The following is a 14,062-nucleotide window of genomic DNA, read 5'->3' as shown; positions in this document are numbered from 1 at the left end:
CATGAGTCCCAGCATCGAAACATGACAGGGCAGTCACGTTAATTGTCATGCGCATGCAAGATCAAATTGGCAGCCTGTCTAACCTGTTCAATGGCGGTACTGAGTTCATTGAAGCGATGACTGGTCTCACGAATAAATACATCATCGGCCTTACGACGCTCTTTACGTAAGGTTGAGACAAATTGCTCAAACTCGCCTGATACTTGCTGCAAGTTTGGTGTGCCGACATAGCGGGTTGCGCCATAGAGACGGTGTAGAACATGTTCCAATTGTGGGAAATCTTCCATCTCAATCAATTGTTGCATTTCAGCCAGTTCGGTATCAAAGCTGTCCACCAGCATATTCAATAAGTCTTGTGCCAAATCTTCTTTGTTGGCTGCAAGCTGCACACTTTGTTGCCAGTTCAGAATTTGGGGATCAATTGATTCGGTTGGGCGCTTGGGCTCAGTTGTCGTAGGTTGAGTCGTGAAATTGTTCTTGGTCCAATGGGTCAGGATTTGAATGATTTGCTCCATCTGGATTGGTTTGGTCACATAATCATTCATACCGACTTTGAGCAGCTTTTGTTTTTCATCGGCCAGTGCATGCGCGGTGAGCGCAATGATTGGCAGTTGCATGCCTGAATCAAGTGTGGATTCTAGTGAGCGAATGGCACGCGTAGTATCAATCCCAGACATGACTGGCATTTGAATATCCATAAAGACCAAATCAAACGGCGGCGATTTTTGTTCAATTCGCTCTTGAATAATGTCGATAGCCTTTTGTCCACTCAATGCTTTGGTGGTGGTGACATTGAGCTCACCGAGTAAGGCTTCAAGCACAATCAAGTTTGGGAGGTGATCATCCACCGCCAACACATGCAAACCCTGACCGTTAAAGTCTTCAGGCTCTTGCTCGAAAACAGGTTGATTGCCGAGGAGTTGTACCAACTCACGACGACTCAGCGGTTGATACAGTGGTCGTGCACGGTATTCATTGAGCATATTTGGCTCAAGGCTCATCTGATAACCATAAACAGCCAAGTTACCATGATAACGCTGACGAATCTCTTTGAGTAAGGCTTCGGTATCACCGCTATGATCGACAATCAGCCATGTATTTTCCTGCTGATTCAGATGATTTAAGCGGCTGAATAGATCCAGAATCGATTGGGTCTCAATATGTGAGACATGGTAATTCTCGAGGTATGAACGCAGTACGCTGGCCGTTGCAGGGTGAGCGAGATAAGACACCACTTGCAAATGATCGAAACGTGGATGTTCCACAAACTCATCTTGCTCTTCGACTTTAAATGAAGCCGTGAACCAGAAGGTTGAGCCTTTTTCGGTTGGGGCACGTTCTTGGTTGTCCTCAAAGCCAATCTGACCATGCATCAAATGCACCAGCTGTTTGGAAATGGCCAGACCAAGTCCTGTGCCACCGAACTGACGGGTAACTGAAGCATCGCCCTGAGAGAACGATTCGAACAGCTTCTTACGATCTGTACCGCTCAGACCAATGCCGCTGTCTTGTACACTAAAATGTAGTAAGCATTGTCCGATTTCATCATCTTCCATACGCACACGGACAATGATTTCCCCATCAGGGGTGAACTTGATGGCATTGGAAATCAGATTGGTCAGAATCTGTTTAAAGCGTAGTGCATCACCGACCACATGCTTTGGAATATTCTCTGCATAGTAGAAGGCCATATTGATATGCTTTTGTGCCGCCAAAGGCGAGAGCATATCCATCACATCAAAAATAGCTTCCTCAAGGTCAAAGGGTGCGGTTTCGAGCTCGAGTTTACCTGCATCAATTTTAGAGAAATCCAACACGTCATTGATCAGTGCCAATAGATGTGCCGATGATTTTCGGATGGTTTGCAGATAGAGATTTTGCTCATTGCTCAGGTTTTGCTGACGTAGTAATAAGTGAATAAAACCATCAATACTGTTCAGCGGTGTTCTGAGTTCATGGCTGATATTGGCCAAAAACACCGACTTAGATTGATTCGATGAAATCGCTTGGTCACGTGCTTGGCGGTAGGTAATGTTCTGGACTTCTAAGGTGTCCAGTGTTCGACGTAAATCTTCTTCGGTTTGTTCAGTATGTTCTTTTAATTCTAAGAAACTAAAGTGTAGGCGTTTCACCACATTGGCGATATCACGCTGTAGCAAACGCAGCTCACCGGTACTGTTCACCACAATATGCTGATCAAGCGTGTCGGCGTTGAGGCGTTGCATTTGCATGCGAATTTCATACAGCGGTGCGAGCCAGCGACGAGAGAACACATTTAAACAGAATAGGAGAATCAGTATGGTGATCAGTCCAGTCACGACCAGGGACAGTAGAATTTTATAGCGAGCCAATTCCAAGGGTTGGTTGTCTAATTCAATCATCAACCAAACAGAATTAGGATCGCCACTGTCGAGTTTCGAACCATAAATGCTATTGTGATTATGCGAAATTGGGCCAAAGAAGTTACTGTTTTCTGGAAAGTTTGGCCAAAAGCGATTGTTTTGATAGCCAACGCTTAAATAAGTCTGACCACGATTATCAATCAGTACCGCACGCTGTAGATTTTTTTCATCAAACATCTTCTGCATGATGTTTTGAGCACGATCATATTGATCGGGTTGTTCTTGGACCAGTTTTAATAAATCATTCGCAGTTTGGTGGTAACGTGCCAAAATTGCAGACGCATCAGAACGTTGTTGTGATTTTGCAGAACTGGTGGTTTCGGATAAAACCCAAAGAATACCAACACCTGTCAAGATGGCAATCGGCACTAAAATCAGTGCAATCAATTGTCCGTAGGCATGATTGAGGCGTAAGCGTTTCGATATGGTTTTATTGAAATTTGACATAGTTCGGTCAGATTTATCATTCTGCGCAACATCTTAGCATGCTTTGCGATAAGCGAAGACATCTGCTTGCCAATAAAAAGCAGAGTGAAATGGTGCAGTATTTCCGTTTTTTTCATACAATAGTCGCCACCTTAATATCGGTGTCGATCATGACGAATACGCAAACTGATTTTTTAGCAGATGAATTTTTACTGGATTACTATGTCGGTAAAACCCCTTTGGTGCGTTTGCAACGTTTAGCGTGTCATACCCAAGCCACGGTATTAGCAAAATTAGAAGGCAATAATCCAGCAGGATCGGTCAAAGATCGCCCTGCCTATAACATGATTGTTCAAGCGGAAAAGCGTGGACAGATTCAACCTGGGGATACCTTGATCGAAGCGACTAGTGGCAACACGGGGATCGCGTTGGCCATGGTTGCAGCCATGCGCGGCTATAAAATGAAGCTGATCATGCCGAACAACATGAGCCAAGAGCGTAAAGATGCGATGTTGGCCTATGGCGCAGAGCTGATTGAAGTCACGCAGCAGCAAGGCATGGAAGGTGCACGCGACCTTGCTTTACAAATGCAGGCTGAAGGCAAAGGCTTTGTGCTGAATCAGTTTGGTAATCCAGACAATGTTGAAGCACATTACCTGACCACAGGTCCAGAAATCTGGAAGCAAACAGGTGGCAAGATTACCCATTTTGTCAGCTCAATGGGCACGACGGGAACCATCATGGGAGTGTCTAAATATCTGAAAGAGCAAAACCCAGATATTCAAATTGTGGGTTTACAGCCTTCAGATGGCTCAAGCATTGCAGGGATTCGCCGTTGGCCAGAAGAATATTTGCCAACCATCTTTGATCGCAGTCGTGTCGACCGCATCATTGATATTCCACAGATTGAAGCGGAAAAAACCATGCGTAAGCTGGCGCGTACTGAGGGCATCAGTGCAGGAACATCTTCTGGTGGTGCGGTTTGGGCATCAATTAAAATTGCAGAAGAACAACCAGATGCGGTGATTGTCTGCATTATCTGTGACCGTGGTGATCGTTACTTATCAACGGGATTATTCTCAGTACAAGATGAAGACTAAGATCCGACCTGACACTGTTATACTTACAGTTCACCCTTGGCTGCAGGGAGCTGTATTGCAGCTCTGTAAGGGAATTCTGAAATGAATTTACGTTTTCCGATTTTAGTTTTTGATATTGAGACCCTGACCGATTTAAAGGCGGGTGCACATCTTTATCACCTTGATTTACCTGAAGCAGATGTCGAGCAGGCACTCACCAAAATTCGTCGCCAAGAGTCGGGGATGGATTTTCAACGTCTGCCTTTGCATGAAATTGTCTGTATTTCTGGTTTATGGATTGATGAAAAAGGCTATCGCCTGTTTTCATTTAGTCAGGAACAGCATAACGAAGCTGAAATGTTGGCAAAATTCTTATCGATTTTTGACAAGAAGCAGCCGACACTGGTCAGCTGGAATGGCTCGCAATTTGATTTGCCTGTGATTCTGTTTCGTGCCATGTATCACGGTTTGTCTGCACCGAGCTTGTTTGACCAAGGTGAAATTGATCAGCAAAAACGCTTTAACAACTATCAGAACCGTTACCACCATCGTCATGTTGACTTGATGGATGTGATGGCGATGTTTAATGGTCGTAATTTTCAGAAACTGGATGATATTGCCTGTTTGCTTGGTTTTCCTGGCAAGCGTGGTGAAACGGGCTATCACGTGCCTGAATATGTACGTAATAAACAATGGTTAGAATTGACCCGTTATTGCGAAGGCGATGTGTTGAATACGTGGTTGGTCTATCTTCGCTGGTTGTTGCTCAAAGGCCAGTTGAATCAAAAAGATCATCAGTATTTAGTTCAATCCACTATTGATTATTTACAAACGCAAACGCAACAAACAGATTTTTTACAGGTATGGCAGCAAACATCGCAATATACTGTATTCACCGCAGATACTTTTGCGCCAAAAAATTAGGTTCATCTTTTGAAACACAAAGCGAAACAACGTCCAACGCAATATCCAAGCTATACCTTTCAAATCGAGGCATTTTCGCATGAAGGGCGAGGCATTGCGCATTATGGAACGCACCCAGATCATCCTAAAGAAAAACACGGCAAGAAAGTTTTTATCCGTTATGCCCTTGTCGGCGAAACGGTGCAGGCCAAGATTACCAATCAAACCTCACGCTTAGAAGAAGCGGACATGGTCAAGCTGGAAAGTGAGGCCGCTGAGGGGCGAGTTGATCCGATTTGTCCTCATTTTGGGGTGTGTGGCGGCTGCAGTTTGCAGCATATTCATCCTGATGAACAGATTGTGTTGAAACAGAATGTTTTAAAATCGCATTTGCAACATTTTGCAGGATTGCAACCTGAACAATGGCTCGATCCGATTCGTTCGGTTAAAGCAGATTATCGTCGCCGTGCCCGAATCGGGGTGCGCTATATTGCCAAGCAAAATCGTTTGGTGATGGGTTTTCGTGAGCATCATAGTAATCATTTAACTGAAATTCAGCAGTGTAAGGTACTTGATCAAACCTTATCTGAATGTTTACCAGAACTTAAGAAACTACTCGAAAGTCTTACAGGCAAAGCGCATATTGGTCATATAGAATTGGCGATGGGAGACTCTGAGGTTGCATTATTAATTCGCCACTTAGATGAATTAAATGTGTCGGATGTCAACCAATTACGTCAATTTACGTTACTCAAAGGATGGCAGTTGTATTTGCAGCCAAAAGGGGCGGATAGTTTACATCGCGTAGATGATTCACAGGCAGAAATGCGTTTGCATTACAGTTTGGATGATTTTGCAGTCAAATTTGCATTTTCACCGTTAGATTTTACGCAGGTCAACAGTGGTGTAAATGCGCAGATGATTCAGTTGGCATGTGAATTGCTTCAATTACAGAAAGGGGAAAGAGTACTTGACCTATTCTGTGGATTAGGTAATTTTTCTCTACCGATTGCACGTTGTGTGGGTGAGGCAGGTCAAGTGGTCGGCGTTGAGGCGAGTGATGAGATGGTCAACAGAGCAACTGAGAATGCGCAAGCAAATCATTTGTCTCAGGCGGCGTTCTTTTCACAAGATTTAACAAAAGACTTTTCGCATCATTCTTGGGCGAAACAGGGATTTGATGCATTATTAATTGATCCTCCACGATCGGGCGCATTTGAAGTTATGCAATATGTACCTAATTTTGGAGCGAAAAGAATCGTTTATGTTTCATGTAACCCATCAACACTGGCAAGGGATGCAGGTGTACTGGCACAATATGGCTATCAATTGAAGAAAGCAGCAGTCATGGACATGTTTACGCATACTGAACATGTTGAATCGATTGCCTTGTTTGAAAAAGTTGAACGGCTTGAAAAAATCGAAGAGATAAACGATTAAAAAATGAGTTACATATCCAGAGGAGAAAGGTATGGTCACAGTACGTGAGCAGTTACCTGGACGACTCCAAGAGTTGTCTGAGGAAGCGACTGTAGAACATGCCGCTGAAGCGCAAAGTAGTCTTGTCTCTTGGCTAGATCGAGTGCGTGGTATTTTGGATGGGGCAGAGCTGAAGCAACTTCAACAGGTTGCGGAGCTAACCTTAGCAAAAGAGTTACAAGCGACGGGAAATCATCGTATCAATACCTTTAGTACCGGGATTGGTATGGCGGATATTTTGGCCCATTTACATGTCGATGAAGACACGCTTTCAGCGGCGGTGTTATATCGGAGTGTACGTGAGGGTTTGATTACCTTAGAGGACATTCAGCAACAGTTTGGCGAGCAGGTTTTGGGTCTGGTGAAAGGCACACTTGCGATGGGTAAACTGTCTGAGTTGATTGAAAAGAACAAACGCTTAGAAGATCATTTTAATAATAATCAGCGTGAACACTTAAACGGCATTTATAAAATGCTGATTTCAGTGACGGAAGATGTGCGGGTTGTATTGATCAAACTGGCAGAGCGAACCTATGCACTGCGTGAATTGGCAACCGCAAGTAAAGAACGTCAGGAACGTGTTGCACGTGAAATTCTCACCATTTATTCACCATTGGCGCATCGTTTAGGCATTGCCCAGCTCAAGTGGGAATTGGAAGATCTCGCCTTTCGTTATTTAGCCCCAGAACGCTATAAAGAGATTGCCTCTTTACTGAATGAGAAGCGTTTGGAACGTGAGCAGTATATTCAGTTTGTCATCGATAAATTGAAAACTGAACTGGCTGCCTATGATATTCAGGCCGAAATCACCGGGCGTGTGAAGCACATTTATTCGATTTATCGAAAAATGAAAAGCAAGAACCTCAGCTTCGATCAGCTTTACGATATTCGTGCAGTGCGTGTGTTGGTGAAAAGTGTTCCAGATTGTTATCACGCTTTGGGTATCGTACATCAGATATGGCGCCATATTCCGAACCAGTTTGATGACTATGTCACCAATCCGAAAGCCAATGGTTATCGTTCATTGCATACCGCAGTGATTGCTGAGAATAAATCTCTGGAAGTACAAATTCGTACCTTTGAGATGCATAACGAAGCGGAATTGGGGGTGTGCTCGCACTTTAACTACAAAGAAGGTGCCAAGAATACCGATCATTCCTTTAATGATCGTTTGCATTCATTACGTGCTGTGCTTGAGCATTATCAAGAGCGCACTGAAACTACACCGCATGGTGAAGATGAAGAGTCGAATGGCATTGATCAAATTCAAGATTTTGAGAATTTTGAAAAGATCTATGTGTTTAGCCGTGATGGGGATATCAAAGAGTTACCACGTGGTTCAACCGTTCTAGACTTTGCGTACCATGTGCATACCGAAGTCGGTAATAAGTGCTATGCCGCTCGTGTGAACCAGCGTTATGTGCCTTTAACTTATACCTTAAAGACAGGTGAGCAGGTTGAGATTTTAACCAAGAAAGATCGTGAGCCGAACCGTGACTGGTTGGTGAACTCTTTGGGGTATATCAAGACCGCACGTGCACGTGACAAGCTACGTCATTGGTTTAGACAACAAGATCGCAGTAAGAATGTTGAAGTTGGGCGTGAGTTACTCAATAAAGAGTTGGCTCGTTTAGCGATTCACCCGAAAAGTATTGATCTGAAAGACTATTCATCACATTTCAACCTGAAATCTGGTGATGATATTCTGGTGGCATTGGTCAGTGGTGATATCAGTCTGCATGCTTTGATGAATCAAGTGAATCGTCAGATGCATTTGGATCAAGACGAGCCAGAATTGGTGTTAAAACCTGCGTTAAATCCTCGTGCCAGCCATACGTTATCGGCGCATGGGATTTTGATTGATGGGTTGGATAATGTTGAATTGCATATTGCACAATGTTGTCAGCCGGTACATGGCGAGTCGATTGGCGGTTATATCACCTTGAATCGTGGGGTCAGTATCCATAAGATCGCGTGTCCTGACTACTTACGCATGACCACTCAAGAACCTGAGCGTGCTGTTGAAGCCGATTGGGAAATGCAGCCGACCCGTGGTCAGAGCGTTCAGATCGTGGTGGAAGCTTATGATCGACGTGGTTTACTCAAAGATCTGACTCAGGTGATTTTCTCAGACCAAATCAATATTCGTCAGGTCAATACCATTTCTGAGGCAGATGGTATTGCCAATATGAAGTTGTTGATCGAAGTCAAGGGTTTGGCACAGTTGTCACGTTTGTTGGCTCGTTTAGAGCAGCAACCGGGGATTATCAGTGCCAGACGGTTGGTTCAAGGCAGCTAATTTCATCATATTTCTGAAAGGATGATCATACGATGCCTCGTGCAAAGTTAATATCAACTCGAGGACGATATTTAGATGCTGTGATCGAGGTTGATCAACAGATCTATCATGTATTTGATGAGTTTAGCCTTGATGAGATTGATAACAAAGAGCAGCACTGTTTTGATTTTGACTGGTCTATAGAGTGTGCTGATGATGAAAGTTGGGATGAGATATTTATCAATAACGTTGAACAGAAGTATGGTTTAGTACATCTCAGTGGATGGACTTATTATGCATTTGGTCAAATTGTTAATGTTAATCCCGTTGTAGTTGATTGTCAGGTTTTACAGGTTGAAGATGTTGTTATCTCAAGTGATGAGCAGCTTGTTGGTGAATGGGTTCGATTCACGATTTGCCGTTTAGGGTGTTTTAGCAATTAACGATTCAATTTATTAAAAAGAGGCTTTAATTCATTTAAAGCCTCTTTTTTTTAGCGTTTGGTTAAAAAGATATTGGTAAGTCTATTTAAAAACTGTGGGCTAATACTGGACAGTTGATACATCAATTTGGTTTTTATCCCAACAGGTGTGTGGGTTGGGATTAGGGCATGGTCTTTTTGTTGTGCCAAATGCAGCACTTGTTTCGCCACATCGGCAGGGGTTAAATCCACACCAATATGTTGAATGCTGCCCGCATCCATATCTTTCACCATACTGGTTTGTACAAAGAGCGGCATGACGTCTAAGACACGAATATTGTATTTTTTCCATTCGACATCCAAGGCTTCGGTTAAACCGCGAACTGCAAATTTGCTGGCAGAGTAAGATGCTAAATCCGCTTGACCATAAATCGCGGATGCTGAGGATAGGTTAATTACACGTGCAAAACTGGCTTGTTGTAGATGGGCTAGGGCGGTGTGGCAGCCATTGAGAACACCCTTAACGTTAATATCAATGGTGCGGTGATGTGATTGAATGGGGGTGTTTTCAAACGCACCTGAATAGAGAATCCCGGCATTATTGACCAAGATATTCAGTTCACCGGCCCAACTTTTAAATTCCTGTAGTGCGATCTGCCATTGACGCTGATTACTGACATCGAGATAACCTGCTTTGGCATGCATTCCAAGTTCGGCAGCCAAAGCCTGAGCCTGCGCTTCATTGATGTCATAAATACCCACTTTAAAGCCTTTTTGATGAAAAAGACGAGCGATTTCGGCACCAATTCCTTGTGCGGCCCCACTAATAAAAACACTATATGGCATGACTTTCCCTTGCTTTATATTGATAATTTTTGCGTGCGTGTATATTACGCATATGCAGCTGAGTGCTGCAACAATTTGCTTATTTGGGTGTGGAGATCATCATGGAAAAATTATTGGCAATCATGCAAGAGTTAAGACAAAAATGCCCGTGGGATCAACAACAAACCCCAGAAAGTTTGACACGATATGCCATTGAGGAGGCCTATGAGGTTGAGGCTGCAATTCGCTCTGGTGAAGTGGATGAAATCCGCAATGAACTCGGCGATTTATTGTTGCAAGTGGTGTTTCAATCTCAAATGTTTGATGAAAAAGGATTATTTAACTTTCAGGATGTGGTGGAAGCCATTAGTGAAAAATTAATTCGTCGTCATCCGCATGTTTTTCAGGCTGAAAAATATCAAAATTTGGATTCCGAGCAGGTCGGTGAGTTGTGGAAACAAATCAAACAACAAGAAAAACAAGGTAAGATACAGTCACGCTTAGATGAGATTAAACATGCGCCAGCCTTGGTTCAGTCACATGAAATTCAGAACAAAGCTGCTCAGTTAGGCTTTGATTTTGAAAGTGTGGATGATGCTTATGCCAAATTAGATGAAGAGTTGGCCGAGTTACAACAGGCGATAACAAGCCAAGATGTTGATCATATTCAAGAAGAGTTTGGTGATTGTTTATTTTCTTTAATTAATGTGGGGCGAAAGCTGGGGCTGTCAAGTGAGACCGCACTACTGGCAACAATCCATAAATTTAGAAGCCGTTTTGCTTTTATTGAACAACAAGCTCAGCAACAACAGAAAGACTTGCAAAATATGAGTTTGGCAGAAATGGACGAACTCTGGGAGCAAGCTAAACAACAATTAAAATCTCAGGAGAAAGACCATGACGTTGCCGCATCTGCGCAGCAAACTTAATTTTTTTATAGGCTTTATTCTCTGCTTGGGAGGTGTTACACACCTCCACGCACAGCAGTTTGATCAATCTTATCAGCAGTGGAAGGCACAGCAGCAGGCACGTGATCAGCAATTGGCAAAGCAGGCTAACAACAACTATTACTTGGCTCGGCCAACGCAGCAACAAACTTCAAAGCAAAATTCATCATCTGTAAATATTCAAGGCGATAAAATAAGTTTGAATCAAGCGAATCTGCAACAATTACAGATGCTCAGTGGTGTGGGGGAAAAAAAGGCACAGGCGATTATGGAGTATCGGCAAAAACATGGTGGTTTTAAAAGCATCGATGAATTAATGAATATCAAAGGGATTGGGCCAAAATTACTTGAGAAAAATAAGAGTAAGCTTATGTTGTAAACTTGAGAAAGTAAAAATCGGATTGATTAGATAGACTGAACTGTTGAAACTTCCAACAGAATAAATTGCCCTTTGTGTGTGTTAGAGCTATGATTAGCGACAAATTGTTATTTACGTCCTGACGTAGGAGACAGTGTCTTTTGCAAACTTTGCGTGCGTCAAAATGTGGTTTGTCCACAACTCAACTTCCTTCCTCAATTTTAGATGTGATCGATAGTCTGACTAAAGCAGGCTACGAGGCATATATTGTGGGCGGTGGTGTTCGAGACATGATGTTAGGTCTTAATCCAAAGGATTTTGACGCGGTTACTAATGCTACACCAGCCCAAGTGAAAGAGGTTTTTGGTCGACGTTGCCGAATTATCGGACGACGTTTTGAGTTAGCACATGTATATTCTGGTCGCGAACTGATTGAAGTTGCGACCTTCCGTGCCCCACCGAAAAAAGCAGTCACCAGTGCATCTGGGATGATTCTTCGTGATAATAACTGGGGAACGATTGAGCAAGACTTTGCTCGTCGAGATTTTTCGATCAATACCTTGTATTACCAGCCACGTAAAGGCATCGTGCTTGATTTCTGCCATGCGGTGGATGATATCAATAGTCGTACCTTACGGTTCTTGGGTGAACCTGCACAGCGCTTTGAAGAAGATCCAGTGCGGATGTTGCGTGCTTTGCGTTTTGCAGCAAAATTAAATTTCCAGATTGATCAATCGATTTTGGATGTTTTTGATCCTGAAATGACGCAATTGTTGCGAGATGTCTCGCCACATCGTTTATATGATGAGTCGCAAAAGCTATTCACCATGGGGCACCTGACCCGTGTATTACCGATGTTGATTGAGTTTGGTGTTTGGAAGCAGTTATTTGCTGAAATTCCACCGAACCTGACCGCTTTTATCGACCGTGCAGCACGTAATACTGATCAACGAATTCAAATTGGTAAAACCATCAATCCTGCATTTTTCTATGCGGTGTTGTTATGGAAACCTTTCTTGGAACGCTGCGATTTCTATTTGAACAAAGGTGTCGTGCCAGCGGAAGCGCGTGCACAAGCAGGTTTGGATGTGTTGAAGCGTCAAGCAACGCGGACCATCATTCCACGTTTTGCTGAAACCTTTATTCGTGAAGTTTGGGAAATGCAAACCCGTTTGCTCAATCCAAAGCCACAGCAAATTGAAGCTTTGGCTGGTCATGCACGTTTCCGTGCAGGCTTTGACTTCTTGTTATTGCGTGAGAAATCAGGCGATAGCGGTACTGAAGGTATGGGCGTTTGGTGGGAAGCCTACCAAGAAATGAGCACGGATCAAAAAGAAGCAGTGATTCGTCAATACAACCGTCAACGTAGTAAGACACGTCGTAAGGCTGTTGAAGTTGATGAGCCGAAGACTGCTGAAATTGAGCCTTTGGTGAATGTACCTGAGCCACGAAGCCGCCGTGCCAAGAAAGAACGGGTCAGAGCGGATGAATCAAGCAGTCGTTTCATTGAAAAAGCGACTACGGGCTCAGTGAATGCCGATCACCCGATCCTCAAGCGTAAACGTATACAACGTGATCTCAGCCAAGTGGTTTTTGGGCCAACACAATGACCATTCGTACTTATATTGGTCTAGGCAGTAACTTAGGCGATTCGCGGCAGATTCTGAGTGAAGCTGTTGCGAAGCTTGCAAGCTTGGGAGCTGTACAGGTATCGCGACTATATCAAAGTCCGCCGATGGGGCCGCAAGATCAACCTCACTATTTAAATGCCGTTGTTCAACTGGACACTACGCTAGCACCGCTTGCTTTACTTGATCAATTACAACAATTTGAGCAAGAGTCAGGGCGTGTCCGTTTACGACGTTGGGGAGAGCGTACCCTTGATCTGGATTTATTAATCTATGGTCAAGAGCAGATCCAAAATGAACGTTTAACCGTACCACATATCGGTATTCTGCAACGTGATTTTGTATTGCTTCCCTTATTAGATTTAGATGCTCATTTGCAATTAAATGGTCATTCATTAAAAGATTTAGAACTGGTGCAGCAAGCAAACTTGACTGTAATAGCAGACCAGTCTTGGGCAACCGCTTAAGACTGTTTCGTTCTGGAAACGCCTGTAGAGGACATCATCATGATTAGTCTAAGTGACTTAAGAAAGTTTAAAGCCGAAGGACGCAAGTTCTCATGCCTCACTTGCTATGATGCAAGTATGGCTAAAGCTATGGAATTGGCTGAAATTGATACGATTTTAATCGGTGACTCTCTAGGAATGGCGATTCAAGGCAGAGACTCTACACTTCCTGTCACAGTTGAAGATATGGCTTACCATACTGCAGCTGTACGCCGTGGTAATGCACATGCCTTAATCATGACTGACCTGCCATTTATGAGCTATGCCACACTTGAAGATGGCTTGAAAAATGCCAAGTCGGTGATGCAGGTCGGCGCACAAATGGTCAAGATTGAAGGTGGGGCTTGGCTCAGTGAACTGGTGACGGTATTAACCCGTAATGGTATTCCTGTCTGTGTACATTTAGGCCTAACACCGCAATCTGTGCATGTGTTTGGTGGTTATAAGCTTCAAGCAAGAACACGTGAAGCAGCAGATCAATTGATTGCTGATTGCCAAGCGGTGGTTGATGCGGGTGCGGCGGTTTTATTGCTTGAATGTGTCCCAGCTCAACTCGGTAAAGAAATTGCTGAATTATTCCCGAATACGCCAGTGATCGGAATTGGCGCGGGCAATGAAACCGATGGTCAAGTGCTGGTGGTACAGGACATGCTCGGTTTAACCTTTGGTCGCGTGGCACGTTTTGTACGCAACTTTATGAAAGAGCAAGCAGGTGAAACTGCGATCGTCGATGCATTTAAATCGTACCATGCCGCAGTGCAAGACCAGTCGTTCCCAGCCAAGGAACATACTTTCCAAGTTGAGCTTTAA

The 14,062-nt window shown here is 43.7% G+C and carries 12 protein-coding genes; 10 read left to right on the top strand and 2 right to left on the bottom strand.

Annotation, left to right across the window (positions count from 1 at the left end; genetic code table 11):
* Positions 1-38: 38 nt before the first annotated feature.
* On the bottom strand, positions 39-2,849 hold the full coding sequence (locus NDN13_RS11190) for a GacS-like sensor histidine kinase (RefSeq protein ID WP_251115515.1): 2,811 nt from the start codon (positions 2,847-2,849) through the stop codon (positions 39-41).
* Between the two features lie 149 nt (positions 2,850-2,998).
* On the opposite strand from NDN13_RS11190, the gene cysM reads away from it, so the two are divergent.
* The 5 genes from cysM to NDN13_RS11165 all read left to right on the top strand — a co-directional run bounded on the left by cysM (position 2,999) and on the right by NDN13_RS11165 (position 9,010).
* Positions 2,999-3,928: a cysteine synthase CysM gene (gene cysM, locus NDN13_RS11185; protein ID WP_159413767.1), complete on the top strand. Its 930-nt coding sequence runs from the start codon at positions 2,999-3,001 to the stop codon at positions 3,926-3,928.
* A gap of 81 nt (positions 3,929-4,009) precedes the next feature.
* Positions 4,010-4,831, top strand: a complete 822-nt coding sequence (locus NDN13_RS11180; RefSeq protein ID WP_251115514.1) for a 3'-5' exonuclease — start codon at positions 4,010-4,012, stop codon at positions 4,829-4,831.
* Between the two features lie 9 nt (positions 4,832-4,840).
* Positions 4,841-6,250, top strand: a complete 1,410-nt coding sequence (gene rlmD, locus NDN13_RS11175; protein WP_251115513.1) for a 23S rRNA (uracil(1939)-C(5))-methyltransferase RlmD — start codon at positions 4,841-4,843, stop codon at positions 6,248-6,250.
* A 31-nt stretch (positions 6,251-6,281) separates the two neighbouring features.
* A complete protein-coding gene (locus NDN13_RS11170) occupies positions 6,282-8,588 on the top strand; it encodes a RelA/SpoT family protein (RefSeq protein ID WP_167251203.1) in 2,307 nt (768 codons plus the stop codon).
* Positions 8,589-8,620: 32 nt separating this feature from the next.
* Positions 8,621-9,010, top strand: coding sequence for a hypothetical protein (locus NDN13_RS11165; protein ID WP_251115512.1), 390 nt, complete (start codon positions 8,621-8,623; stop codon positions 9,008-9,010).
* Between the two features lie 50 nt (positions 9,011-9,060).
* On the opposite strand, the gene NDN13_RS11160 is transcribed toward NDN13_RS11165, so the two are convergent.
* Positions 9,061-9,834 (bottom strand): SDR family oxidoreductase, encoded by a 774-nt coding sequence (locus NDN13_RS11160; RefSeq protein ID WP_251115511.1) that lies wholly within the window; start codon positions 9,832-9,834, stop codon positions 9,061-9,063.
* 101 nt (positions 9,835-9,935) lie between these two features.
* Here NDN13_RS11160 and mazG point away from each other — a divergent pair, with 101 nt between their 5' ends.
* The 5 genes from mazG (at position 9,936) to panB (ending at position 14,062) form a co-directional block, all read left to right on the top strand.
* Positions 9,936-10,742, top strand: coding sequence for a nucleoside triphosphate pyrophosphohydrolase (mazG, locus tag NDN13_RS11155; protein WP_251115510.1), 807 nt, complete (start codon positions 9,936-9,938; stop codon positions 10,740-10,742).
* Positions 10,711-11,139, top strand: coding sequence for a ComEA family DNA-binding protein (locus NDN13_RS11150; RefSeq protein WP_251115509.1), 429 nt, complete (start codon positions 10,711-10,713; stop codon positions 11,137-11,139). Before mazG ends, NDN13_RS11150 begins: the two co-directional genes overlap by 32 nt.
* Before the next feature lie 140 nt (positions 11,140-11,279).
* Positions 11,280-12,728: a polynucleotide adenylyltransferase PcnB gene (pcnB, locus tag NDN13_RS11145; RefSeq protein ID WP_251115508.1), complete on the top strand. Its 1,449-nt coding sequence runs from the start codon at positions 11,280-11,282 to the stop codon at positions 12,726-12,728.
* A complete protein-coding gene (folK, locus tag NDN13_RS11140) occupies positions 12,725-13,213 on the top strand; it encodes a 2-amino-4-hydroxy-6-hydroxymethyldihydropteridine diphosphokinase (protein WP_004655684.1) in 489 nt (162 codons plus the stop codon). The genes pcnB and folK overlap by 4 nt, the downstream gene beginning before the upstream one ends.
* Before the next feature lie 39 nt (positions 13,214-13,252).
* Positions 13,253-14,062 carry a 3-methyl-2-oxobutanoate hydroxymethyltransferase gene (panB, locus tag NDN13_RS11135; RefSeq protein WP_251115507.1) on the top strand — a complete coding sequence of 270 codons (810 nt, stop codon included), beginning with the start codon at positions 13,253-13,255 and terminating at the stop codon, positions 14,060-14,062.

Source organism: Acinetobacter sp. C32I, assembly GCF_023702715.1.
Lineage (GTDB): Bacteria > Pseudomonadota > Gammaproteobacteria > Pseudomonadales > Moraxellaceae > Acinetobacter.
Note: the sequence above shows the minus strand (reverse complement) of the source record. Positions and strands in the feature narration are given on the sequence as shown.

Coding starts and splice junctions, on each gene's coding strand:
- NDN13_RS11190 (WP_251115515.1), bottom strand. CDS start 2,849: ATGTCAAATTTCAATAAAACCATATCGAAACGCTTACGCCTCAATCAT.
- cysM (WP_159413767.1), top strand. CDS start 2,999: ATGACGAATACGCAAACTGATTTTTTAGCAGATGAATTTTTACTGGAT.
- NDN13_RS11180 (WP_251115514.1), top strand. CDS start 4,010: ATGAATTTACGTTTTCCGATTTTAGTTTTTGATATTGAGACCCTGACC.
- NDN13_RS11170 (WP_167251203.1), top strand. CDS start 6,282: ATGGTCACAGTACGTGAGCAGTTACCTGGACGACTCCAAGAGTTGTCT.
- NDN13_RS11165 (WP_251115512.1), top strand. CDS start 8,621: ATGCCTCGTGCAAAGTTAATATCAACTCGAGGACGATATTTAGATGCT.
- NDN13_RS11160 (WP_251115511.1), bottom strand. CDS start 9,834: ATGCCATATAGTGTTTTTATTAGTGGGGCCGCACAAGGAATTGGTGCC.
- mazG (WP_251115510.1), top strand. CDS start 9,936: ATGGAAAAATTATTGGCAATCATGCAAGAGTTAAGACAAAAATGCCCG.
- NDN13_RS11150 (WP_251115509.1), top strand. CDS start 10,711: ATGACGTTGCCGCATCTGCGCAGCAAACTTAATTTTTTTATAGGCTTT.
- folK (WP_004655684.1), top strand. CDS start 12,725: ATGACCATTCGTACTTATATTGGTCTAGGCAGTAACTTAGGCGATTCG.
- panB (WP_251115507.1), top strand. CDS start 13,253: ATGATTAGTCTAAGTGACTTAAGAAAGTTTAAAGCCGAAGGACGCAAG.